The following is a 23,595-nucleotide window of genomic DNA, read 5'->3' as shown; positions in this document are numbered from 1 at the left end:
TGGGTTTGGCGAGTTTGTCCTATTATACCGCATTGGGTAGGCAATTTCGGCAGAACCGACTGCATAATTATTCGTATTTTTTCGAATATTTTATGAGTATCCGCTTCAAAATCCCGTATATATACCGTTTATGTTTTACTTGACACAAGCCGACGATCTGGGCAGAGTCGTCATTCCCAAGGAGATCCGCCGTACCATGCGCATCCGGGAGGGCGACCCTCTGGAGATCTACACCAGCCGGGACGGCGAGGTCATTTTCAAGAAATACTCCCTGCTGGGGGGCATGGAGGACTTTGCCGGGCAGCTGTGCGACACTATGAGCCGCTCCACCGGCAGCATCTGCGCCGTGACAGACCGGGACACGGTCATCGCCGTGGCAGGCGGCGGCAAACGGGAGCTGATGGGCAAGCGCATCACCCCCGAGCTGGAGCAGATCATGGAGGGCCGCCGCATCTACCAGTACACCGGCGAGGGGCAGGCCCTCCCCGTCTCCGACAGCAGCGACAAGCTGCTGACCCACGTGGCCGCCCCCATTCTGGCGGAGGGCGACCTGCTGGGTCTGGTGCTGTTCATCGGCACCGAGACCACCCCCGTCACCGGCGACACCGAGTACAAGCTGGCCCAGACCATCGCGGCCTTCCTGGGGCGGCACATGGAGACCTGACCCTCTCTTTCAACCTCACAAAAGGCCCGCCGGGAAACCGGCGGGCCCCATTTTTGGCATCATCTGACAAAAAGCGCCTGTTCTCAGCCGTTGCAATCAGGTTGTGATATGATATAATCAAATCAAACCATTTTTGCCAACATCACTCTGACTTTCTGAAAGGTGACGCCATGTATCGAATTCTGGAACTGAATCCCCAATTGAAGCCCTTTGCGGGAGACATTGACCTGCGGATGGACCTGTACCGCCGCACGAAAGACCGCCTGCTGTCCCAGGGCGGCACCCTCAGTGACTTCGCCCAGGCCCACAACTATCTGGGCTTTCACCATGTGAAGGGCGGCTGGTTCTACCGGGAGTGGGCGCCCAGCGCCTACCAGCTCTACCTCACCGGTGAATTCAACCAGTGGAACAAGACCAGCCACCCTCTGAAAAAGCTGGAGCACGGCTTCTGGGAGCTGTTTCTGGAGGGTGAGGACGCCCTGTGGGACGGCTGTAAAGTGAAAACCGTGGTGGACGCCAACATGCAGCGCACGGAGCATATCCCCCTGTATGCCCGCCGGGTGGTCCAGGACCCCCATTCCGTCACCTGGTGCGCCGAGGTGGTGGATGACCGGAAGGTCTTTCCCTGGACGGACCAGGACTTCAAGCCCGCCCAGTCCCTGTACATCTACGAGGCCCACGTGGGCATGGCCCAGGAGGAGGGCAAGGTGGGCTCCTACCGGGAGTTCGCCAAATACACCCTGCCCCGCATCAAGAAGGCCGGCTACAACACCATTCAGCTCATGGCCATCATGGAGCACCCCTACTACGGCAGCTTCGGCTATCAGGTGGCCAACTTCTACGCCGCCTCCAGCTGGTTCGGCAAGCCGGAAGACCTGAAATACCTGGTGGACCGGGCCCACAAGCTGGGTCTGCGGGTACTGCTGGATGTGGTCCACTCTCACGCCGTGAAGAACACCGCCGAGGGCATCAACATGTTTGACGGCACGGAATGGCAGTTCTTCCACAGCGGCGGCAAGGGCGACCACCCCGCCTGGGGCACCAAGTGCTTTGATTACAGCAAGGACGAGGTCCTGCATTTCCTGCTCTCCAACCTGAAATTCTGGATGACGGAATACCACTTCGACGGCTTCCGGTTCGACGGCGTCACCTCCATGCTGTACCACGACCACGGTCTGGGCTCCAGCTTTGACGACGACCACAAGTACTTCTCCCTGAACACCCACGTAGAGGCCATCACCTACCTGCAGCTTGCCAATGAGCTGATCCGTGAGGTGAACCCCAACGCCATCACCATCGCGGAGGACATGTCCGGCATGCCCGGCATGTGCCTGCCCATTGAGGACGGCGGCATCGGCTTTGACTACCGGCTGGCCATGGGCCTGCCCGACATGTGGATCAAAACCGTGAAGGAAAAGCGGGACGAGGACTGGGACATTGGCAAGATGTGGGGCGACATGTGCCTGCGCCGCCCCGGAGAGAACACGGTTGCTTACGTGGAGAGCCACGACCAGGCCCTGGTGGGGGACAAGACCCTGATCTTCCGCCTGGCGGACGCCGCCATGTACACCGACATGGACAAGGCCTGCCACAATCCCGTCATCGACCGGGCCATCGCCCTGCACAAGATGATCCGCCTGTTCACCCTGGCGGGGGGCGGCGAGGCCTACCTGAACTTCATGGGCAACGAGTTCGGCCATCCGGAGTGGATCGACTTCCCCCGGGAGGGCAACGGTTGGAGCTTCCACTACTGCCGCCGCCAGTGGAGCCTGCGGGACAACGGCTATCTGAAATACCAGTGGCTAGGGGACTTCGACCACGACATGGTGAAGCTCACCAAAACCCACCGCATCTTCCAGCAGCGCATGGCGGACCTGAAGCTGCTGAAGGGGCCGGAGAAGGTGATCGTCTTCTACCGCAAGGGCCTGCTGTTCGCCTTCAACTTCGACCCCACCCGGTCCCTCACCAACGTGCTGGTGCCGGTGCCCACTGACGCGGAGTACACCCTGGAGCTGTCCACCGACGACAGCAAATACGGCGGCCAGGACCTGGTGGCTGATATCCCCTACCCCACCAAGCGGTTCGACGGTCAGCCCTTCGTGGAGCTGTACCTGCCCGCCCGGACGGCCATCGTGCTGAAGGAGCGGCCCGCTCCCAAGCGTACCAAAAAGGCCAAGACCCGGTAACCATTCCAGAGCCTTCTCTGTCCGTTTTCCGGGCGGAGAAGGCTCTTCCTGACGGTTTTTCACCGCGAAATCGTTTTTCCGCGGCATTGACTTTTTCACTTTGCCGTGATAAACTCTTTAACATTCAACAGAAAAGGAACCTGGCAATGATCACAAAATGGAGCATCACCATCCCGGAGCTCACCGGAGACGAGCCCCGGAGTGCCTACGTCTACGTACCGGACGCCTTCGAGGAAGACCCCGAGGCCCGCTATCCGGTCCTCTATATGTTCGACGGCCACAACGTCTTTTTCGATGAGGACGCCACCTACGGCAAGAGCTGGGGCATGGCGGACTTCACGGTGGCCACCGGCCTGCCGGTCATCATCGCGGCGGTGGAGTGCAACCACCACCCCGACAACGGCCGCCTCTCGGAATACTCCCCCTTTACCTTTGATAACCCGGAGGTGGGCCACGTCCGTGGCCTGGGCCGCATCACCATGGAGTGGCTGGTGAACACCTTCAAACCTTATATCGACGCCGTGTTTCCCACCCTGCCGGACCGGGAGCACACCTTCATCGCCGGCAGCTCCATGGGCGGACTCATGAGCCTGTACGCCGTGACGGCCTACAACCACGTCTTCTCCCGGGCCGCCGCCCTGTCTCCCTCCATCTGGTTCGCCACGGGACGGCTGGACCGGCTGCTGCGGGAGGCCCCCATCGCCCCGGACACCGTGGTCTACATGGACTACGGCTCCCGGGAGCTGCCCTTCCACAGCAATATGAAGCGCCAGTTCAGCCGGGTGGCCTCCCGGCTGCTGGAGCGGGGGGTGCTGCTAGACTGCCGCATCGTCCCCGGCGGCGACCACAACGAGGCCAGCTGGGAGCGGCAGATCCCCTTTTTCATGGAAACCCTGCTCTACGGAGTGGAATAAAAAGAGAGAAAACGATCAGGGAGGGATTCCCCATGGAGACACAGTATTTCAAATTTTACAGTCCCGCTTTGAACCGGGATATGGAGTGCAAGGTCTACGGCCACGCCGGACGGCCTGTGCTGTTCATCCCCTGTCAGGACGGCCGTTTCTTTGACTTTGAGAACTTTCACATGACGGACACCTGGTCCCCCTGGATCGAGTCCGGCCAGGTGATGGTCTTTTCCATCGACACCATGGACCTGGAAACCTGGTCCAACAAGGACGGGGACCCCTACTGGCGCATCCGCCGCCACGAGCAGTGGATCCGGTACATCACCGACGAGATGGTCCCCTTCATCCGGGACATGGTGAACCGGCGGAACGGCTGGGAGGGCTGTCCCGGCATCATCACCTTCGGCTGCAGCCTGGGCGCCACCCACGCCGCCAACCTGTTCTTCCGCTTCCCGGACATCTTTGACGGCATGCTGGCCCTCAGCGGCATTTACACGGCGGAGTACGGCTTCGGCGGCTATCATGACGAGCTGACCTACCTGAACTCCCCGGTGGACTACCTGGCAAACATGCCTGCCGACCACCCCTACATCGGCCGGTACAACCGCAACCGGGGCATCATCTGCGTGGGCCAGGGTCCCTGGGAGATTCCCGACTCCACCATCCGCCTGAACCAGATCTGCCGGGAAAAGGGCATCGGCGTGTGGGTGGACTTCTGGGGCCATGACTGCGCCCACGACTGGCCCTGGTGGCACAAGCAGGTGGCCTACTTCGTTCCCAAGCTGCTGGAGGGCTGAGCCGCTCCGGCCTGTTGCGTGAACGGCTCCTATACTTCACAGAGAAAAGAGAGAGTTCCATGAAAAATATCATTTTTATGTCCCCCAACTTCCCCACCAATTACTGGCAGTTCTGCCGGGAGCTGAAAAACAATGGGCTGAACGTGCTGGGCATCGGCGACCAGCCCTATGACGAGCTGCTGCCCGGCCTGAAGGACAGCCTGACGGAATACTACAAGGTGGGCAGCCTGGAGAACTATGATGAAGTTTACCGTGCTGTTGCCTTCTTCATCTTCAAGTATGGCCGCATTGACTGGCTGGAGTCCAACAACGAGTACTGGCTGGAGACCGACGCCCGCCTGCGGACGGACTTCCACATCACCAGCGGCTTCCAGACGGAGGACATGGCCAAGGTGCGCCACAAGTCCCGCATGAAGGAGTTCTACGCCAAGGCCGGCATCCCCACCGCCCGCTATCATCTGGTGGACGATCTGGAGGGCTGCCGGGAATTCCTGAAGGTCGTGGGCTATCCCGCCATCGCCAAGCCAGACAACGGCGTGGGCGCCGCCGGCACCTACAAGATCCAGAGCGACGAGGACCTGGTGCACTTCATGGAGGACTATCCCAAGAATGTGCCCTACATCATGGAGGAGTTCATCCACGCCACCATCAACTCCTATGACGCCATCATCGACTCCCGCGGGGAGCCCATCTTCGAAACCGGCAACGTCACCATCTCCAACCTGATGGAGGTGGTCAACACCCTGGATGACTCTCTGTATTTCATCCACAAGGACCTGCCGGAGGACACCCGTGCCGCCGGACGGGCCACGGTGAAGAGCTTCGGCGTCAGGAGCCGCTTCGTCCACTTCGAGTTCTTCCGCCTGGACCAGGACCAGGAGGGTCTGGGCAAGCAGGGCGACATTGTGGCCCTGGAGGTCAACATGCGCCCCTGCGGCGGTTTCTCTCCGGACATGATGAACTTTGCCAACAGCACCAACGTGTACAAGATCTGGGCCGACATGATCGCCTTTGACCGCTCCACGGTGCCCGAGGGTGAGCACGCCTACTGCGCCTTCATGGGCCGACGGGACAACCACGCCTACGCCCTGAGCCATGATGAGCTGCTGGCCAAGTACGGCCGTCAGATGAAGATGGTGGACCGCATCCCCGATGCCCTCTCCGGCGCTATGGGCAACCAGATGTACGTGGCCAACTTCCCCACCAAGGAGGAGATGGACGCCTTCTACGATGACGCCTGCCGCTGTATCTGACATAACGACACCAGTCCTCCCCCAGCAAACCAATGGTTTGCCGGGGGTTTTTGCCGCATTTCTCCTCTTTCCGCAGAAATCTTCTCCACATTTTTCCACAATTTTGTGGATTTTGTTATTGACAGCGCATGGTTTACAGTGCTAAACTCCAAACATCAATTAAAAAACATCGGCAAAGGCGCTGATGGAGAAAAGTACCGCAGAAGTTCGGTTCAGTGAGCGGGGGACAGTGGAAACCCCGTACCAAAGAATCTGCGCGAAGAACACTCCGTAGCTGCAATCTGAACGCGGGTTTCCGCCAGTAAGTGCGACGAGTTGTGATCGTTACATCACACGGGCTTGTTGGAGCCTTGAAGGTGACCGTTCCCCGTCAAAAAGGGAAGGTAAATTAGGTGGCACCGCGGATAGCAGCTATTCGTCCTAAAATTTTAGGATGTAGCTGCGTTTTTCATTTTCTGGAGGTGCTTTTATGTGCGCGATCATGGGTTTTTCCAAGAAGACCAGAACCAAGGAAGAGATCCTTCCCTACTTTGACCGGACCGTCAGCCGCGGCCCCGATATGTCCAAGATCATCGAGACACCCTCCGGCTGGCTGTGCTTCCACCGCCTGGCCATCATGGGCCTGACGGAGGCCGGTATGCAGCCCTTTGAGCTGGACGGCGACTACGTGGTCTGCAACGGTGAGATCTACGGCTTCCGCCCCCTGAAGCGGCAGCTGATGGAGAAGGGCTACCAGTTCAAGAGCGGCAGCGACTGCGAGATCCTGCTGCCTCTGTTCCACGAATACGGCCTGTCCATGTTCTCCCGGCTGGACGCCGAGTTCGCCATGATCATCTATGATTCCGCCACCGACTCCCTGATCGCCGCCCGGGACCCCATCGGCATCCGGCCCCTGTTCTACGGCTATGACAAGGACGGCGGCATCGTGTTTGCCAGCGAAGCCAAGAACCTGGTGGGGCTGTGCAAGGAGGTCTGCCCCTTCCCGCCCGGCCACTATTACGCCTACGGCAAGTTCGTCCGCTACGCCGACCTGACCACCGTTAAAGAGTATTCTCAGGACGATCTGGAGACCGCCTGCCACAACATCCGCAACAAACTGATCGCCGGCGTGGACAAGCGTCTGGACGCCGACGCCCCTCTGGGCTTCCTGCTCTCCGGCGGTCTGGACTCCTCCCTGGTGTGCGCCATCTCCTCCCTGATCCTGGGCAAGAAGATCCGCACCTTCGCCATCGGCATGGACAAGGACGCCATTGACCTGAAGTATGCCAAGGAGGTCGCCGACTACATCGGCGCCGACCACACCGAGGTCTTTATGACCCGGCAGCAGGTGCTGGACTCCCTGGAGGAGGTCATCGCCATGCTGGGCACCTGGGACATCACCACCATCCGGGCCAGCATGGGCATGTACCTGTGCTGCAAGGCCATCCACGAGCAGACCGACGTCCGGGTGCTGCTGACCGGTGAGATCAGCGACGAGCTGTTCGGCTACAAGTACACCGACTTCGCCCCCAGCGCCCAGGCCTTCCAGGACGAATCCAAGAAGCGGGTGGATGAGCTGCACATGTACGACGTGCTGCGGGCAGACCGCTGCATCTCCGTCAACTCCCTGGAGGCCCGTGTCCCCTTCGGCGACCTGGACTTCGTGAGGTACGTCATGAGCATCGACCCCCAGCTGAAGCTGAACACCTACGACATGGGCAAGTACCTGCTGCGCCATGCCTTTGAGAAGGACCACCTGCTGCCCGACGACATCCTGTGGCGTCAGAAGGCCGCCTTCTCCGACGCCGTGGGCCACTCCATGGTGGACGACCTGAAGGCCTATGCCGAGGAGAAGTACACCGATGAAGAGTTCGAGACCCTGCGGCATAAATACACCTACTGCACCCCCTTCACCAAGGAGAGCCTGCTGTACCGGGAGATCTTCGAGAAGTACTATCCCGGCCAGGCCGAGATGATCCAGGACTTCTGGATGCCCAACAAGGAGTGGGAGGGCTGCAACGTCAACGATCCCTCCGCCCGTGTTTTGGCAAACTACGGTGCCAGCGGCCAGTAAAGAAGCGAAAAGTTAGAAGTATTACCTATTGCGTTCTGCGTATTTTATGATACGATTCTATTTAGGAAAATTAGGAGGATGAAACGTATGAGTACCACGATGAAACTTCCCGAGCTGTTCGGCAGCCTGGTCTTCAACGAAGAGACCATGAAGGAACGCCTGTCTTCCGCGTCCTACGGCGCCTGGAAGAAGTGCGTCACCGAAGGCACCTCCCTGGATATCGGCACCGCCAATGAGATCGCCGAGGCCATGAAGCAGTGGGCCGTTGAAAAGGGCGCCACCCATTACACCCACTGGTTCCAGCCCATGACCGGCGTCACCGCCGAGAAGCACGACAGCTTTATCAATCCCGTGGGCGGCGGCAAGATCATCATGGAATTCTCCGGCAAGGAGCTGGTCCGCGGCGAGCCCGACGCCTCCTCCTTCCCCTCCGGCGGCCTGCGTGCCACCTTCGAGGCCCGGGGCTACACCGCCTGGGACCCCACCTCCTTTGCCTTCATCAAAGAGGGCTCCCTGTGCATCCCCACCGTGTTCTGCTCTTACTCCGGTCACGCGCTGGATAAGAAGACCCCCCTGCTGCGCTCCATGGACGAGGTGAGCCGCCAGGCCATCCGCATCCTGCGGCTGTTCGGCGACACCGAGACCAAGCGTGTCACCGCCCAGGTGGGTCCCGAGCAGGAGTACTTCCTGATCGACAAGGCGGACTACGCCAAGCGCGAGGACCTGCGGATGACCGGCCGGACCCTGTTCGGTGCCAAGCCTCCCCGCGGTCAGGAGCTGGAGGACCACTACTTCGGTGCCATCCGTCCCCGTGTGGCCGCCTACATGAAGGACCTGGACGAGACTCTGTGGGCTCTGGGCGTGCTGAGTAAGACCAAGCACAACGAGGTGGCCCCCTGCCAGCATGAGATGGCCCCCATCTTCTCCGACGCCAACACCGCCTGCGACCACAACCAGCTGGCCATGGAGATGATGAAGAAGGTGGCCGACAAGCACGGCCTGGTGTGCCTGCTGCATGAAAAGCCCTTCGCCGGCGTCAACGGCTCCGGCAAGCACGACAACTGGTCTCTGGGCACCGACACCGGCAAGAACCTGTTCAAGCCCGGCTCCACCCCCAGCCAGAACGCCCAGTTCCTGCTGTTCCTGGCCGCCTTTGTCAAGGGCGTGGACGAGTACCAGGACTTCCTGCGGACCACCGTGGCCACCGCCGGCAACGACCACCGTCTGGGCGCCCAGGAGGCTCCCCCGGCCGTCATCTCCATCTTCCTGGGTGATGAGCTGAACGCCGTGGTGGAATCCATCATCAAGGGCACCGAGTTCAAGGACGCCGGCAAGCGCACCCTGGAGATCGGCGTGGACGTGCTGCCTGCCATCCGTCAGGACAACACTGACCGCAACCGCACCTCCCCCATGGCCTTCACCGGCAACAAGTTCGAGTTCCGTATGCTGGGCTCCTCCCAGTCCATCTCCGGCCCCAACATCGCCCTGAACACCATCATGGCTGAGGAACTGACCCAGTTCGCTGACGAGCTGGAGAAATCCACCGACTTCCAGGCCGACCTGCAGGAGCTGATCAAGAAGACCTTCACCGAGCATCAGCGCATCATCTTCAACGGCAACGGTTATGACGACGCCTGGATCGCTGAGGCCGAGAAGCGGGGCCTGTGCAACCTGAAGTCCACCGCTGACGCTCTGCCCGCCTACATCGCTCCCAAGAATGTAGACCTGTTCGTCAAGCACGGCATCTACACCAAGGAGGAGATCCAGGCCCGGTACGAGATCCACGTGGAGAACTACACCACCGTGCTGACCATCGAGGCCAACACCATGGTGGATATGATCAAGCACCAGATCCTGCCCGCCGTCTCCGGCTACGCCACCGACCTGTGCGAGCGTGCCGACAGCAAGTCCGCCTGCGGTGTGGCCTGCAAGTACGAGCAGACCACCGCTGCCGAGGTCGCTCAGCTCACCGACGAGTTGATGGACGCCTGCGCCAAGCTGGAGAACGGCCTGGCCGCCATTCCCGCTGACGCCGAGGCCGCCATGCAGTACAGCCATGACGTGATCGTGGCCGACATGGCCGCCGCCCGCGCCATCGCCGACAAGCTGGAGACCCTGACCGCCAGCGAGTACTGGCCCTTCCCCGTGTACAGCGACATGCTGTTCTATGTCTGATTTTCTTCCCACTCCTCTCCTTATAAAAGAGATCCGGACGAAGCGTTTGCTTCGTCCGGATCTCTTTTATATTACGCCAGGAAATCGAAGAACAGGGCCAGGATCGCGGTGATAATGCCGCACATGCCAATGGCCAGACCGCTCATGGCGCCCTCCGTCTCTCCGATCTCGATGGCCTTGGCGGTGCCCATGGCGTGGCTGCAGGCGCCGATGCCCAGGCCCGCCGCCATGGGGTCCTTCACCCGGAACACCTTAATAAGGGTCGGGGCCAGGATGTTCCCCAGCATGCCGGTGACGATCACCGCCGCCACGGTGATGGCCACGATGCCGCCGTGGCTCTCCGCCACCGCTGTGGCAATGGGAGTGGTGACGGACTTGGGCAGCAGGGACATCAGGACAGCCCGGTCCAGGCCGAAGATCCTGCACATGACCAGCACGCTGGCAATGGAGGCCACAGCCCCCGCCAGACAGCCCGCCAGCACCGGCGCCCAGTACCGCTTCAGCAGGTCCTTCTTGGCGTAGATGCTGACGGCCATGCAGGTGGTGGCGGGGCCCAGCAGCATGTTGATGACGCTGCCGCCCACATAGTAAGCCTCATAGGAGATGTGAAGCACCTTCAGCAGGATGATGATCAGTCCCACGGTGATGAGCATGTTGTTGCAGATCACCAGGCCGGTCTTTTTGTTGACCTTCACGCCCACCCAGTAGGCGGCGATGGTGACGGCGATGCCGAAATAGGGCGTTTCAAACAGGGTGCTCATTTCTCCGCCCCCTTTCTCCGGTCCATGAGGCGGCAGGTCAGCCGCACCGCCCCCACGGTGGCGGCAAAGGTCACCACCGTGGACACCGCACAGATGACCAGGAAGGGGATTGCGCAGGTCCGGAGCACATCCACATAGTTCATAAAGCTGACGGACACCGGCACGAAGAAGAAGCCCAGGTTGTTCAGCAGGAAATCCGCCTCTTCCCGGATGTGCTCCACCTTCAGGACCTTCAAAAACAGCAGGAGCAGCAATAGCAGCAAACTGATGACGCTGGCGGGAAAGGGAATGGGCAGCAGGGATTCGATCAGCAGGCTGACCCAGTACAGGCCAAATACCACGCCGATCTGCAGTAAGATCTTCACGGAAGGATCACGACCTTTTTTACAAAACTGGACCTATTTTATCGTTTTCCCCGCAGGAAGTCAAACAAATCCAAACTTTTCAGCAAAACGCAGCAAGACCCTGCCCATCCGGGGCAGGGTCTTGGTAAAATTGAAAATCCGAAAGTCTCACACACCGGCAGCCCGGGCAAGCTCCGCCCGGAAGTCCGGGTGGGCAATGGCGATGAGGGCACGGGCCCGCTCCGACACGCTCTTGTACCGCAGGTCCGCCACGCCGTACTCCGTGGCCACGTACTGGACGCAGGTGCGCGGGGTGGTAACGATGGTCCCCGGCGCCAGCTGGGGCACGATCTTGGAGTGGAGCTGCCCCTGCTTATCCCGGTAGCTGGACCGCAGGGCCAGAATGCTCTTTCCGCCCTTGGACCACTGGGCGCCCAGCACCCACTCCAGCTGGCCGCCGGTGCCGGAGTACTGGCGGGGGCCAATGGACTCCGCGTTCACCTGGCCCGTCAGGTCGATCTCCATGGCGTTGTTGATGGAGACCACGTTGTCGTTCCGGGCGATATTCCGGGCGTCGTTGGTCCAGTGGATCTCCTTCTGGCAGAAGGCCGGATTGTCCCGGGCAAAGTCCCACAGCCGACGGTCCCCGATGAAGTAAGCCCCCGCCGACCGGCCGGTGCAGGTCTGCTTGCGGCTGTTGTTGATGACGCCACGTTCCATCAGGTCCACCACGCAGCTGCTGATGACCTCCGTCTGGATACCCAAATCCTTCTTTCCCGCGTAAGCCAGACACTCACCCACGGCGTTGGCAAGGCCCCCCAGGCCGAACTGGACGCAGGCGCCGTCCTGCACCAGCTCCGCGATGTGACCGGCGATGACCCGGTCCACCTCCGCCGTGGGCACCGGCGGGGTCTCCGCCACGGGGCGGCTGTTCTCCAGCAGCATATCCGCCTCGGACACGTGGAACAGCATGTGGGCCTCTCCGTCGCTGACAAAGAAGGGCAGCCGGTCGTTGACCTCCACGATGACCACCTCCGCTTGCTCCAGGGCCTGCCGAGAGACGTCGCTGCCCCACAGAGATCGGCTCATCCAGCCCTGTTCATTGGGGGCGGAGCAGGTGATGACCGCCACCCGGGGGTGCCGGGAGGCCTGCCAGTCTCCCGTGGCGCTAAGGTGGGTGGGCACGAACTGAATGTTCCCCTGGGGCGCCAGCACCCGCTCCCCGGAGAAAAAGTTGCTGTGGAAGGTCACCAGGTCCTTGTTCTCCGCCGCCATCAGGCAGGTATCCAGGGGGAGGAACAGGCCGTTGACCTCCACACGGCCCCCCGTGGCCCGCAGGTGCTTCGTCAGCGCCTCATCAAAGGCGTAGGGCCAGTTGGCGGAGGCCGACATGACCAGCACGTCCCCGTCCCGAACGCAGGCAGCCGCCTCCTCCGCCGTGGTCAGCAGAGCCGCGTACTGCCGCTGCCAGCCCTCCATATCTGCAAAGCGTCCCCGCCGGGTGGGCTCCAGCATCTTCATCACGCTCCTTTTTTAAGCATCACAATGGAAGCATCATATCTCAATTTTCCGCAAATTGCAAGGTTTTGGGCCATCCCTGGGATTTCCGCTTGCACTGCTTTTTCCAAGGTGCTATACTGAACAGGCAAACTTTGTACCCGGGAGGTGGGCCCCTTGCAGAAACGCAGTCACAAGCTCCTGGCCTCCGCGCTGCTGCGCAGCCATGAGGGCTTCCGCGCCAGACGGTATGAGCTGGCCTTTCTTTTCGGCTCCTTTCAGCCGGACTGCAATCCCCTGACTTATCTGAAGGGCTCCCGCCGGGCCAAGCGGCTGGGGGGACACAACTTCTCCAACTCCCAGCTGTACATCTACGACCATATCCGCCGGCTCCAGCAGCGTGACCGCTGGACCGTGTGGCAGTATTACACGCTGGGCAAGCTGACCCACTATCTGGCGGACGCCTTTACCTATCCCCACAACGAGAACTGGCCCAACACCCTGATGGACCACCACCGCTATGAGACGGACCTGCGCCTGTCCCTGGCGGAGCACCTCTCCCGGCAGGCTCTGCGCCGCCGTCAGCGCCGTCAGGACCTGATCTCCGCCATTGAGCAGCTCCACCGGCAGTACCTGGATTCCAGGTCCGACCTGGAGCAGGACATCCGTTACATTCTGGAGGCCACCGGCCTTCTGATGGCAGGCTGCCTTCCCACCGTCTGATTCAGTTGATTTGTACAGATGCACCCTGCTGTGGTTTCATATTTTGTAAAAACTCACAGTTTTCATTTTCTTTCCGAAGTGTTATGCTTTAAACATCTAAAGAGGCAAGAGGAAATTTTCCATGACCAGTATCGCCCGTACTTTTGCATACCGCTACTTTAGCTTTACCTATTATTTTGGTAAGGCTTATTTCGGTTTGGCTGAAAGCACCCGGGTGTAAAAACTGGTCCTGTCAGAACGTACCAGGACTCGCAGACCCGCAGCCAGACCGGCTGCGGGTCTTTTTTACCGCTGAAATCTGTAAGGAGGCACTTATCATGATCGTCATTCTGAAACACAATCCCAACCGTGACCAGCTGGAGAGCCTGGTCAACTGGCTCCAGGAAAAGGGTATTTCCATCCACACCAGCATCGGCGAAGCCCACACCATTCTGGGCCTGGTGGGCGACACCTCCAAGCTGGACATCGACCTGATCTCCGCCCTGGACATCGTAGAGGACGTGAAGCGGGTCCAGGAGCCCTACAAGAACGCCAACCGCAAGTTCCACCCCGAGGACACCGTGATCCAGGTGGGCAACACCCAGATTGGCGGCGGCACCCTGACCATCATGGCGGGCCCCTGCTCCGTGGAGAGCGAGGAGCAGGTGGTAGCCATCGCCAAGGCTGTGAAGGCCAGCGGCGCCACCATGCTCCGCGGCGGCGCCTTCAAGCCCCGCACCTCCCCCTACTCCTTCCAGGGCCTGGGCGCCACCGGCCTGGAGTACCTGAAGATCGCCCGTCAGGAGACCGGTCTGCCCATCGTCACCGAGCTGATGGACCTGAGCCAGCTGCCCCTGTTCAAGGATGTGGACGTGATCCAGATCGGCGCCCGCAACATGCAAAACTTCGACCTGCTGAAGGCCGTGGGCCATCAGGACAAGCCCGTCATGATCAAGCGGGGCATGTCCGCCACCTATGAGGAGTGGCTCATGAGCGCCGAGTACGTCATGGCTGGCGGCAACGAGAACGTCATCCTCTGCGAGCGCGGCATCCGCACCTTCGAGAGCTACACCCGCAACACCCTGGACCTGGCCGCCATCCCCGTGATGAAGAAGCTGACCCACCTGCCCATCATCATCGACCCCAGCCACGCCACCGGCAAGAACTGGCTGGTGGAGCCCCTGGCCCTGGGCGCCGTGGCTACCGGCTGCGACGGTCTGCAGATCGAGGTCCACAACGACCCCGCCCACGCCCTGTGTGATGGTCCCCAGTCCCTGAAGCCCGAGCAGTTCGATCCCCTGGCCAAAAAGCTGCTGCAGCTCCACGAGACCATGAAGACCCTGGAGGGCTGAGCCATGAAGGTGGGTATTGTGGGCCTAGGCCTCATCGGAGGCTCCATGGCGAAAAGTATCAAAGCCCGCACCGGCCACACGGTGTTCGGCATTGCCCGCAGCGAGGAGACCTTGATGATGGCCCGGATGTGCGGCGCCGTCGACGCCCCGCTGACTCAAGAAAACCTTTCCCAGTGTGACCTGATTCTCATTGCCATCCGTCCTGCCGCCGCCATCGAGTGGGTCCGCCGAAACGCCGCCGACATCAGCAAGTCCGCCGTCGTGGTGGACCTGTGCGGCGTGAAGCGGGTGGTGGTGGAGAGCATCGCCCCCATCGCCGAGCAGTACGGCTTTGCCTACATCGGCGGCCATCCCATGGCCGGCAAGGAGCGGGGCGGCTTTACCTCCGCCACAGAGGATCTGTACGTAGGCGCTTCCATGATCCTGACGCCGGACAAGCGGACGGACATGCAGCTTCTGGAGATGCTGAAAGCCTTCTTCCTGGATATTGGCTTTGCCAACCTGACCTTCTCCACGCCGGACGAGCATGACCGCATCATCGCCTACACCTCCCAGTTGGCCCACATCGTCTCCAGCGCCTACATCAAGTCCCCCGAGGCCCAGCGTCGCCGGGGCTTCTCCGCCGGCAGCTTCCGGGATATGACCCGGGTGGCCCGGCTGGACGAGGACATGTGGACAGAGCTGTTCCTGGACGACGCCGACTACCTGACGAAGGAGTTGGACATCCTCATTGAAAACCTCTCCGAATACGCCGATGCGCTGAAAGCCAAGGACGCTGACCAGCTCCGCGCCCTGCTGAAGGACGGCAGGGAGAAAAAAGCCACCGCGGGCGGAAACTAAAGGGGGATCAAGTTCCCCCTGCCCGTTTTCCCGCAGGGGCGGATCGTATCCGCCCGCTCATTTCGAATCCGATTGAAGGAGGGACCTTATGTCCTCCATCCAGACCATTGAAGTCCATACCACCCCCGCCTATGAGGTCTCCATCGGCGGCGGGCTACTGTCCGACTGCGGCCAGCACCTGCGCAAGGTGCTGGCCCCCTGCCGCGCTGCCGTCATCACCGACAGCACCGTGGCGCCCCTGTATCTGAAGACGGTGACCGACAGTCTGACCGCTGCCGGGTTCGCCGTCTGTTTTCATATCTTCCCCGCCGGGGAGGGCAGCAAAAATTTCACCACCCTGGCCGCCATTCTGGAATTTCTGGCGGAGCAGCACCTGACCCGCACTGACTGCGTCATCGCTCTGGGCGGCGGCGTCACCGGGGACATGGCGGGGTTCGCCGCCGCCTGCTACCTGCGGGGCATCCGCTGCGTCCAATTGCCCACCACCCTGCTCTCCGCCGTGGATTCCTCCGTAGGCGGCAAGACCGCCATCGACCTGGCGGCGGGCAAAAATCTGGCCGGGGCTTTTTTGCAGCCTACCGCTGTGCTGTGCGACACGGACTGTCTCCGCTCCCTGCCCGCCGACGTGTTCGCCGACGGCGCCGCCGAGGCCATCAAGACCGGCGTGCTGGACGACGAGAGCCTGTTTGCCCTCTTTGAGGACGGCACACTGACCACTGCTCCCGACGAAGTCATTGCCCGGTGCGTCCGGTACAAGGCCGGCGTGGTGGAGCGGGACGAGAAGGAACAGGGTGAGCGGAAGCTGCTGAACCTGGGCCACACCGTAGGCCACGCCATTGAGAAGTGCAGCGGGTACGCCATCCCTCACGGCCACGCCGTGGCGGCGGGCCTTGCCATCATCGCCCGGTCCGCCGAAGCCCTTGGCTGGACAGAAGGACCCATCGCCGCCCGCATTGCCGCCTGCCTTGCCAAAAACGGCCTGCCCACCGGCACGGAGTTTTCTGCTGAAGCGCTGGCAGAAGCGGCACTTGCCGACAAAAAGCGGGCCGGGGATACCATCACCCTGGTCATTCCGCAGAAAATCGGTGCCTGCCAGCTGAAAAAAGTCCCGGTGGCAGAGCTGCTGCCCATCATCCGGGCAGGACTGGAGGGCTGACATGGATATCCGCATCACCCCCCATACGCTGAACGGCACCGTGATGCCCCCCGCCAGCAAGTCCATGGCCCACCGGGCCGTGCTGGCTCTGGCGCTGGCAGACGGCGAAGGAAGCCTCTCCAACCTCAGCGACTCCCAGGACATCCAGGCCACAAAACGGTGCGTAGCGGCTTTGAAGGCCCCCCGGCCTGACGGGGAGCTGCCCTTCCTGGACTGCGGCGAATCCGGCTCCACCCTCCGCTTCCTTATTCCCATCGCTCTGGCGGTGGCGGGCGGTGGCGTCTTCACCGGCCGGGGACGGCTCATGGAGCGGCCCCAGGGCCCCTACTTTGACATCTTTGACGAAAAAGGCATCTTCCATGAGCAGAAGGACGGCGTCCTCACCGTCCGGGGCACTCTGATCCCCGGCGTGTACCGCCTGCCGGGGAATGTGTCCAGTCAGTTCGTCACCGGACTGCTGTACGCCCTGCCCCTGCTGCCGGGCGATTCCGTCATTGAGATCACCACGCCCCTGGAATCCGGTGGCTACGTGGACATGACCCTAGACATGCTGGCGCAGTTCGGCATTACTGTGGAGAATCAGAACTACAAGTGCTTCCGGGTCCCCGGAAACCAGACCTATCAGGCCCGGGACATCGCCGTGGAGGCCGACTGGTCCCAGGCGGGCTTCTGGTATGCCGCCGCTTTCCTGGACAACGGTGTCCAGCCCACGGGGCTGAACCCCGCCTCCGCCCAGGGAGACAAGGTGGTCAGCGAACTGTATTGGAAGCTGGCCCGCCCAGGCGACGTGGACATTGACGTGTCCGGCTGCCCCGACCTGCTGCCGCCCCTGGCGGTGATGGCGGCGGTGCGGAACGGGACTACCTCTTTCATTAACGCCGCCCGGCTCCGCATCAAGGAGAGCGACCGCTTGACCACGGTCCACCAGATGCTCACCGCCCTGGGCGGGCAGGCAGAGGAAGGCCCCGACAGCCTGACAGTCCGGGGTGTCACCGCCTTTACCGGCGGCACGGTGGACGGAGCCAACGACCACCGCATCGTCATGGCGGCGGCCATCGCCGCCACCCGCGCCGACGGTCCGGTGACCATCTTGGGAGCGGAAGCGGTGAACAAATCCTACCCCAGCTTCTGGGATGACTACAAACGACTGGGAGGTGTGTTTGATGTCCTCTGAATTCGGCCGCATCCTGCGGGTTTCAGTCTTCGGCCAGTCCCACGGCAGGGCTATCGGCTTCAATATGGATGGCCTGCCCGCCGGGGAGCCCATTGACCTGGAGGCCCTGTATGCCTTCCTGGACCGGCGGAAGCCGGGAAAGAGCCCCCTGTCCACCGCCCGGAGGGAATCGGATACCCCCATCTTCCTCTCCGGCCTGGAAAATGGCGTCACCTGCGGCGCGCCCCTGTGCGCCATCATTGAAAACAGCGACCAGCACTCCTCGGATTACAGTGAGCTGGCCGACAAACCCCGCCCCTCCCACGCGGATTACACCGCCTGGGTAAAGTGGGGCGGACAGGCGGACATGCGGGGCGGCGGCCATTTCTCCGGCCGCCTGACGGCGCCCCTGTGCATCGCCGGCGGCATTGCCAAGCAGATCCTGGCCCGCCGGGGCATCTATATAGGCGCCCACCTTGCCTCCGTGGGGGCGGAAAGCGATTCTCCTTTCCCCCTGCACCCCACCGCCGCCCTCTTTGATCAGGTGGCCGCCAAGCCCTTCCCGGTGCTGGACGACCATGCCGGAGAGCGGATGCAGGCTCTGATCCTGGAGGCCCGGCAGAATCTGGACTCTGTGGGCGGCACCATCGAGTGCGCTGCCATCGGGCTGCCTGCTGGATTGGGTGACCCCATGTTCGATGGCATCGAAAACCGCCTGGCCGCCGCCCTGTTCGGCATCCCTGCCGTGAAGGGTGTGGAGTTCGGCCTGGGCTTTGGCTCCGCCCGGCTCCATGGGTCGGAAAACAACGACCCCTTTACCGTGGAAGACGGGAAGATCGTCACGGAGAGCAACCGCGCCGGCGGCATCCTGGGCGGTATTACCACCGGGATGCCCATTACCCTGCGGGTGGCCATGAAACCCACCCCGTCCATTTCCCAGGCCCAGCGGACCGTCAGTCTCTCCGCCATGGAGGACACAGAGCTGGTCATCCGGGGCCGCCACGACCCCTGCATTGCCCACCGGGCCGTCCCGGTGGTGGAAGCCGTCACCGCGACGGTACTGTTAGATTTACTTTTGGAGGGACATCATGGAACTTTCTGAGATCCGCACGAAAATTGACGCCGTGGACGACCAGCTGCTGCAGCTGTTCCTGGAGCGTATGAATCTGGCCGAGGAAGTGGCCGCGTATAAAAATGAGCATCATCTCCCCATCCTGAACAAGCAGCGGGAGCGGGAGGTGCTGGCCAAGATCACGGAGAAGGCCGGGGACAAGGAGCGCTATGCCTATCACCTGTATTCCACTCTGTTCGAGCTGGCCCGGTCCCGGCAGGCAGAGCTGATCAATGCCCCCACCAAGGTGGCCGCCCAGGTGGAGACCTCCCTGGCCGCCGGCGGCCCCGTGTTTCCCCAGACAGGCCTGATCGCCTGCCAGGGCGTGGAGGGTGCCAACAGCCAGGTGGCCTGTGACCGCATCCTGCCCCGGGGCAACATCGTCTACGTCAAGACCTTCGACGCCGTGGTCTCCGCCGTGGAGTCCGGCCTGTGCAAGTTCGGTGTGCTGCCCATTGAAAACAGCTCCAATGGCTCCGTCCGTGCCGTCTACACCCTGCTGCAGGAGCACAACCTCTCCGTGGTCCGCTCCACCCGGCTGTGCATCCGCCACGAGCTGCTGGCTCTGCCCGGTGTCAAGATGAGCGACATTACAGAGATCTACTCCCATGAGCAGGCCCTGGGCCAGTGCGGCAAGTTCCTGAACAGCCAGGGCGGCGTCCGGGTGATCCCCTGCGACAACACCGCCATGGCCGCCAAAATGGTGGCGGAGAGCGGAAACCGCCACGCCGCCGCCATCTCCTCCCACCCCTGCGCGGAGCTGTATGGCCTGGAGTGCGTCAGCGACGCCATCCAGGACAGCGACAACAACTACACCCGCTTCTTCTGCATCGCCAAGGACCCTGTCATCTACGCCGGAGCCAACCGCATCAGCCTGATCATTGCCTGTGACAATAAGCCCGGTGCCCTGTATGAGATCCTGTCCAAGCTGGCGGCGCTGAACATCAACATGACCAAGCTGGAGTCCTGCCCCGTCAGCGGCCGGAACTTCGAGTTCATCTTCTTCCTGGAGCTGGAGGCCTCCGTTCAGGAGCCCGGCGTCCTGTCCATGCTGCAGGAGATGGAGCGCAGCTGCGCCAGCTTCAACTTCCTGGGCAGCTACGCCGAAGTCTGACCTATGGCTGAGAAAATCTTCGGCCTGTTGGGCCGCAGGCTGGGCCACAGCTGGTCCGTGCCCATCCACACCGCCCTGGGCTGTGAGGGCTACCGGCTCATCGAGCTGGACCCCGAGGAGCTGGAAGGCTTTCTCCGCCAGCCCGACATCGGCGGGCTCAACGTCACCATCCCCTACAAGCGGGATGTGATGCCCTTCTGCGACATCATTGACCCCATGGCTCAGGCCATCGGCAGCGTCAACACCCTGACCCGCCGGGCCGACGGAAAGCTGTATGCCTTCAATACCGACGCCGCCGGCTTCCGGTGGATGGCTGAGCGGGCGGGCATCTCTTTCCAAAGCAAGAAGGCCGTCATTCTGGGCAGCGGCGGCGCGTCCCTGACTGCCCAGGCCTGCGCGAAGGCCATGGGCGCCCGGGAGGTGGTGGTCATCTCCCGCTCCGGGCCCGACAACTACGGCAACCTGGACCGTCACGCCGACGCAGACATTGTGGTGAACACCACCCCGGTGGGCATGTTCCCCAACACCGGTGTGTCCCCCGTGGACCTGGCGGCCTTCCCCCGGTGCTCCGGCGTGCTGGACGTGGTGTACAATCCCCGCCGTACTGCCCTGCTGCTGCAGGCGGAGGAGCTGGGCATCCCCTGCTCTGACGGCCTACCCATGCTGGTGGCCCAGGCCAAGGCGGCAGAGGAGCACTTCTTTGAAAAGGCCATTCCCGACAGCGAGAATGAGCGCATCCTGGCCCTGTTGCGGCGGGAGTGCACCAACATCGTCCTCATCGGTATGCCCGGCTGCGGCAAGACCACGGTGGGGCAGGCCCTGGCGGCGCTGACAGGCCGGGAGGCCATCGACATCGACCAGCGGATCGTGGAAAAGGCCGGCCGCTCCATTCCGGAGATTTTTGCCGCAGAGGGCGAAGCCGCCTTCCGGGCGCTGGAACGGGAAGTGACGGCGGAAGTGGGCAAGCTGTCCGGCAAGATCCTTCTCACCGGCGGCGGCGTGGTGAAGGACCGGCGCAACTATGCCCCGCTCCACCAGAACGGCCGCATCTATCAGCTGGTACGGAATTTGGACGCCTTGTCTACCGACGGCCGCCCCCTGTCCCAGGGCGCGGACCTGTCCGCCATGTGGGCGGAGCGGGCACCGCTGTACACGGCCTTCCGGGACGCTGCTATGGACAACAACGGCACGGTGGAGGACACCGCCGCCGCAATCTGGAGGGATTTTTGTGAAAATTCTGGTGCTTAACGGCCCCAACATGAACATGCTGGGCATCCGCCAGCCGGAGATCTACGGGAAAACCACCTACGCCGATCTGGTGGCTATGCTTCAGGCAGAGGCCGACAAGCTGGGGGTGGAGATCAGCTTCTTCCAGTCCAACCACGAGGGTGCCCTGGTGGACGCTATCCAGCAAGCCTACTTTGACAAGGTAGACGGCATCATCATCAACCCCGCGGCTTACACCCATACCAGCGTGGCGCTGCTGGACGCGGTGAAGGCAGTCGGCATTCCCACAGTGGAGGTCCATGTGTCTGACCCGGATGGGCGGGAGGAATTCCGACACACCTCCTACATCCGTGCCGCCTGCATCGCTACCATCAAGGGCCATGGCCTGCCGGGGTATGTGGAGGCACTGCGGCTGCTATGTGAAAAGCAGTAATCATCATAGGACGTATTACAAGGGCGGCTCCGCAGACATACGGAGCCGCCCTTGTGCGCACAAAAAAGGACTGCCGTTTTCACGGCAGTCCTTTCTGTTCAGCGGAGACTGGCAAAACTCCGTTGTTTTTCTTGAAGCAGAATGCTTACTTCGCAGCAGCCTTCTTCTGCTTGCTCATGGTGGAGATACCCTCGATGGCCAGGACGATAGCCAGAACCACCAGCAGCACACCCAGGATAGCCTGGACATAGGGACCCCAGTCAGCACCGCCGGCAGAGATCAGACCGATCTGAGTCTTGGTGTTGATGATCAGAGAGCAGATGGTGACCAGCAGCATGAAGACCATGGGGATGAGGAACATCTTGTTGTTCTTGCCGATGTTGCCCAGCCAGGTAGCCACAGCCAGCAGGCCCAGAGCAGCCAGCAGCTGGTTGGCAGAGCCGAACAGAGCCCAGATCTTGCCATAGCCATTCAGGCCCAGCAGCACGCCCAGGACGACGGTGATGCCGGTGGCAACATACATGTTGGACATAACCTTCTTGAAGCCGGTGACGTTCTCGGGAGTCTCACCCTTGGAACCATCCAGCCAGAACTCCTGGAACATGAAGCGAGCCAGACGGGTGGCAGTATCCAGGGAGGTCAGGCAGAAGGAGGAATAGGTCAGAACCAGCAGGGTGTACAGCACGCTGTACACACCACCGTGGCTAGGATCGATCATGCCGGCAATACCGCCGCCGAACAGGACGGTGGGGCCAACACCGATGTCGCCGCCGTTGGCATTGGCAAAGCCAGCCACAGCGCAGAGGACCAGAACAGCCAGAACGCACTCCAGCAGCATGCCGCCATAAGCGATGGGCTTCGCGTCAGTTTCCTTGTCCAGCTGCTTGGAGGTGGTACCAGAGGAAACCAGAGAATGGAAACCGGAGATAGCACCGCAGGCGATGGTGGTGAACAGGACGGGGAACACGGGGGTGGTGCAGGACTCAGCCTGGACCACGGGCAGGCTTGCCATAGAGGGATGGCCGACGAACACAGCGATGACAGCCAGAGCCAGCATGGCGTACAGCAGGAAGGAGCTCAGGTAGTCACGGGGCTGCAGCAGGATCCACACAGGCGTGACAGAAGCGATGGCGATGTACAGGCCGCAGATCCACATCCAGGTCTTGGTGGACAGATAGATGGGATGGAAGACCATGCCGATGGCAATGATGGCCACGATGGCCAGAACGCCGATCACGGAAGCAACGCCCATGGGAGCATTGCGGCGATAGACGCAGAAGCCGAAGATGATGGCGATCACGATGAACAGCAGAGAGACCATGGCCACGCGGGCATTGCTCTCAGAAGCTGCGAGATCCACAACGCCAGCCTCGGTGAAGGTGGCGCCGAAGGTGCCGGCCACGATGGAGGCGAAGGCAGCCACGACCAGGATCAGGGTCAGGTAGGCGAAGGTCAGGAACAGCATCTTGGCCCGCTTGCTCATGTTCTCGGAGATGATCTCACCGATGGAACGGCCGCCGTGGCGGACGGAAGCGAACAGGGCGCCGAAGTCATGGACGCCGCCGAAGAAGATACCGCCGATGACGATCCATGCCAGGCAGGGCAGCCAGCCGAAGCCCAGCTTCAGAGCGGAGATGGGGCCGGTGATGGGGCCGGCGCCGGCGATGGAGGAGAAATGATGGCCCATCAGAACGGGGGCCGGAGCAGGAACATAGTCGATACCATCCTGCATGGTATGTGCGGGGGTTTCTTCCTTGAGCTCACCGACGCCCCACTGCTTGCACAGCCAGCGGCCATAGAAAATATAACCGCATGCCAGCAGAGCAACGCCAATGATGAGGACTACTACACCATTCATTGATATACTCTCCC

The 23,595-nt window shown here is 61.7% G+C and carries 20 protein-coding genes and 1 other annotated feature; of the genes, 16 read left to right on the top strand and 4 right to left on the bottom strand.

Annotated elements, in window-relative coordinates:
* The first annotated feature begins 130 nt into the window (after positions 1 to 130).
* The 7 genes from JQM66_RS00570 to JQM66_RS00540 all read left to right on the top strand — a co-directional run bounded on the left by JQM66_RS00570 (position 131) and on the right by JQM66_RS00540 (position 10,033).
* On the top strand, positions 131 to 664 hold the full coding sequence (locus JQM66_RS00570; RefSeq protein ID WP_235227873.1) for a stage V sporulation T C-terminal domain-containing protein: 534 nt from the start codon (positions 131 to 133) through the stop codon (positions 662 to 664).
* A gap of 170 nt (positions 665 to 834) precedes the next feature.
* Entirely contained in the window at positions 835 to 2,850 is a 2,016-nt protein-coding gene (locus tag JQM66_RS00565) for an alpha-amylase family glycosyl hydrolase (RefSeq protein ID WP_235227872.1), read from the top strand.
* A 146-nt stretch (positions 2,851 to 2,996) separates the two neighbouring features.
* Positions 2,997 to 3,764 (top strand): alpha/beta hydrolase, encoded by a 768-nt coding sequence (locus JQM66_RS00560; RefSeq protein ID WP_235227871.1) that lies wholly within the window; start codon positions 2,997 to 2,999, stop codon positions 3,762 to 3,764.
* A gap of 32 nt (positions 3,765 to 3,796) precedes the next feature.
* Entirely contained in the window at positions 3,797 to 4,552 is a 756-nt protein-coding gene (locus JQM66_RS00555) for an esterase family protein (RefSeq protein WP_235227870.1), read from the top strand.
* A gap of 59 nt (positions 4,553 to 4,611) precedes the next feature.
* On the top strand, positions 4,612 to 5,805 hold the full coding sequence (locus tag JQM66_RS00550; protein ID WP_235227869.1) for an ATP-grasp domain-containing protein: 1,194 nt from the start codon (positions 4,612 to 4,614) through the stop codon (positions 5,803 to 5,805).
* Between the two features lie 172 nt (positions 5,806 to 5,977).
* Positions 5,978 to 6,231 (top strand) — a binding site (T-box leader).
* A gap of 43 nt (positions 6,232 to 6,274) precedes the next feature.
* A complete protein-coding gene (gene asnB, locus JQM66_RS00545; protein ID WP_235227868.1) occupies positions 6,275 to 7,858 on the top strand; it encodes an asparagine synthase B in 1,584 nt (527 codons plus the stop codon).
* 87 nt (positions 7,859 to 7,945) lie between these two features.
* Complete coding sequence (locus JQM66_RS00540) at positions 7,946 to 10,033, top strand: glutamine synthetase III family protein (protein WP_235227867.1); 2,088 nt, start codon at positions 7,946 to 7,948, stop codon at positions 10,031 to 10,033.
* A 71-nt stretch (positions 10,034 to 10,104) separates the two neighbouring features.
* On the opposite strand, the gene JQM66_RS00535 is transcribed toward JQM66_RS00540, so the two are convergent.
* The 3 genes from JQM66_RS00535 to JQM66_RS00525 form a co-directional block, all read right to left on the bottom strand.
* On the bottom strand, positions 10,105 to 10,794 hold the full coding sequence (locus JQM66_RS00535; protein WP_235227866.1) for an LrgB family protein: 690 nt from the start codon (positions 10,792 to 10,794) through the stop codon (positions 10,105 to 10,107).
* On the bottom strand, positions 10,791 to 11,159 hold the full coding sequence (locus tag JQM66_RS00530; RefSeq protein ID WP_235227865.1) for a CidA/LrgA family protein: 369 nt from the start codon (positions 11,157 to 11,159) through the stop codon (positions 10,791 to 10,793). The genes JQM66_RS00535 and JQM66_RS00530 overlap by 4 nt, the downstream gene beginning before the upstream one ends.
* 147 nt (positions 11,160 to 11,306) lie before the next feature.
* The gene (locus JQM66_RS00525) at positions 11,307 to 12,653 is read right to left on the bottom strand and encodes an acetyl-CoA hydrolase/transferase family protein (RefSeq protein WP_235227864.1); all 1,347 of its coding nucleotides are present in this window, start codon (positions 12,651 to 12,653) and stop codon (positions 11,307 to 11,309) included.
* Between the two features lie 159 nt (positions 12,654 to 12,812).
* On the opposite strand from JQM66_RS00525, the gene JQM66_RS00520 reads away from it, so the two are divergent.
* From JQM66_RS00520 to aroQ, 9 genes are all read left to right on the top strand, one after another.
* Complete coding sequence (locus tag JQM66_RS00520) at positions 12,813 to 13,358, top strand: zinc dependent phospholipase C family protein (RefSeq protein WP_235227863.1); 546 nt, start codon at positions 12,813 to 12,815, stop codon at positions 13,356 to 13,358.
* A gap of 317 nt (positions 13,359 to 13,675) precedes the next feature.
* On the top strand, positions 13,676 to 14,689 hold the full coding sequence (aroF, locus tag JQM66_RS00515; protein ID WP_235227862.1) for a 3-deoxy-7-phosphoheptulonate synthase: 1,014 nt from the start codon (positions 13,676 to 13,678) through the stop codon (positions 14,687 to 14,689).
* Positions 14,690 to 14,692: 3 nt separating this feature from the next.
* Positions 14,693 to 15,529, top strand: coding sequence for a prephenate dehydrogenase (locus JQM66_RS00510; protein WP_235227861.1), 837 nt, complete (start codon positions 14,693 to 14,695; stop codon positions 15,527 to 15,529).
* 88 nt (positions 15,530 to 15,617) lie between these two features.
* A complete protein-coding gene (gene aroB, locus JQM66_RS00505; protein ID WP_235227860.1) occupies positions 15,618 to 16,685 on the top strand; it encodes a 3-dehydroquinate synthase in 1,068 nt (355 codons plus the stop codon).
* Between the two features lies 1 nt (position 16,686).
* The gene (locus JQM66_RS00500; protein WP_235227859.1) at positions 16,687 to 17,859 is read left to right on the top strand and encodes a 3-phosphoshikimate 1-carboxyvinyltransferase; all 1,173 of its coding nucleotides are present in this window, start codon (positions 16,687 to 16,689) and stop codon (positions 17,857 to 17,859) included.
* Positions 17,849 to 18,940, top strand: a complete 1,092-nt coding sequence (gene aroC, locus JQM66_RS00495) for a chorismate synthase (protein WP_235227858.1) — start codon at positions 17,849 to 17,851, stop codon at positions 18,938 to 18,940. The genes JQM66_RS00500 and aroC overlap by 11 nt, the downstream gene beginning before the upstream one ends.
* Positions 18,927 to 20,063: a bifunctional chorismate mutase/prephenate dehydratase gene (locus tag JQM66_RS00490; protein WP_235227857.1), complete on the top strand. Its 1,137-nt coding sequence runs from the start codon at positions 18,927 to 18,929 to the stop codon at positions 20,061 to 20,063. Before aroC ends, JQM66_RS00490 begins: the two co-directional genes overlap by 14 nt.
* A 3-nt stretch (positions 20,064 to 20,066) precedes the next feature.
* Positions 20,067 to 21,311: a shikimate kinase gene (locus JQM66_RS00485; protein WP_235227856.1), complete on the top strand. Its 1,245-nt coding sequence runs from the start codon at positions 20,067 to 20,069 to the stop codon at positions 21,309 to 21,311.
* Positions 21,292 to 21,723 carry a type II 3-dehydroquinate dehydratase gene (gene aroQ, locus JQM66_RS00480; protein ID WP_235227855.1) on the top strand — a complete coding sequence of 144 codons (432 nt, stop codon included), beginning with the start codon at positions 21,292 to 21,294 and terminating at the stop codon, positions 21,721 to 21,723. The genes JQM66_RS00485 and aroQ overlap by 20 nt, the downstream gene beginning before the upstream one ends.
* A gap of 145 nt (positions 21,724 to 21,868) precedes the next feature.
* On the opposite strand, the gene JQM66_RS00475 is transcribed toward aroQ, so the two are convergent.
* A complete protein-coding gene (locus JQM66_RS00475; protein WP_235227854.1) occupies positions 21,869 to 23,581 on the bottom strand; it encodes a carbon starvation CstA family protein in 1,713 nt (570 codons plus the stop codon).
* Positions 23,582 to 23,595: the final 14 nt, after the last annotated feature.

Origin of the sequence: Oscillibacter valericigenes, from assembly GCF_021531915.1 — a bacterium.
Taxonomy (GTDB): Bacteria; Bacillota; Clostridia; order Oscillospirales; family Oscillospiraceae; genus Oscillibacter; species Oscillibacter valericigenes_A.
Note: the sequence above shows the minus strand (reverse complement) of the source record. Positions and strands in the feature narration are given on the sequence as shown.

Coding starts and splice junctions, on each gene's coding strand:
- JQM66_RS00570 (WP_235227873.1), top strand. CDS start 131: ATGTTTTACTTGACACAAGCCGACGATCTGGGCAGAGTCGTCATTCCC.
- JQM66_RS00565 (WP_235227872.1), top strand. CDS start 835: ATGTATCGAATTCTGGAACTGAATCCCCAATTGAAGCCCTTTGCGGGA.
- JQM66_RS00560 (WP_235227871.1), top strand. CDS start 2,997: ATGATCACAAAATGGAGCATCACCATCCCGGAGCTCACCGGAGACGAG.
- JQM66_RS00555 (WP_235227870.1), top strand. CDS start 3,797: ATGGAGACACAGTATTTCAAATTTTACAGTCCCGCTTTGAACCGGGAT.
- JQM66_RS00550 (WP_235227869.1), top strand. CDS start 4,612: ATGAAAAATATCATTTTTATGTCCCCCAACTTCCCCACCAATTACTGG.
- asnB (WP_235227868.1), top strand. CDS start 6,275: ATGTGCGCGATCATGGGTTTTTCCAAGAAGACCAGAACCAAGGAAGAG.
- JQM66_RS00540 (WP_235227867.1), top strand. CDS start 7,946: ATGAGTACCACGATGAAACTTCCCGAGCTGTTCGGCAGCCTGGTCTTC.
- JQM66_RS00535 (WP_235227866.1), bottom strand. CDS start 10,794: ATGAGCACCCTGTTTGAAACGCCCTATTTCGGCATCGCCGTCACCATC.
- JQM66_RS00525 (WP_235227864.1), bottom strand. CDS start 12,653: ATGCTGGAGCCCACCCGGCGGGGACGCTTTGCAGATATGGAGGGCTGG.
- aroF (WP_235227862.1), top strand. CDS start 13,676: ATGATCGTCATTCTGAAACACAATCCCAACCGTGACCAGCTGGAGAGC.
- JQM66_RS00510 (WP_235227861.1), top strand. CDS start 14,693: ATGAAGGTGGGTATTGTGGGCCTAGGCCTCATCGGAGGCTCCATGGCG.
- aroB (WP_235227860.1), top strand. CDS start 15,618: ATGTCCTCCATCCAGACCATTGAAGTCCATACCACCCCCGCCTATGAG.
- JQM66_RS00500 (WP_235227859.1), top strand. CDS start 16,687: ATGGATATCCGCATCACCCCCCATACGCTGAACGGCACCGTGATGCCC.
- aroC (WP_235227858.1), top strand. CDS start 17,849: ATGTCCTCTGAATTCGGCCGCATCCTGCGGGTTTCAGTCTTCGGCCAG.
- JQM66_RS00490 (WP_235227857.1), top strand. CDS start 18,927: ATGGAACTTTCTGAGATCCGCACGAAAATTGACGCCGTGGACGACCAG.
- JQM66_RS00485 (WP_235227856.1), top strand. CDS start 20,067: ATGGCTGAGAAAATCTTCGGCCTGTTGGGCCGCAGGCTGGGCCACAGC.
- JQM66_RS00475 (WP_235227854.1), bottom strand. CDS start 23,581: ATGAATGGTGTAGTAGTCCTCATCATTGGCGTTGCTCTGCTGGCATGC.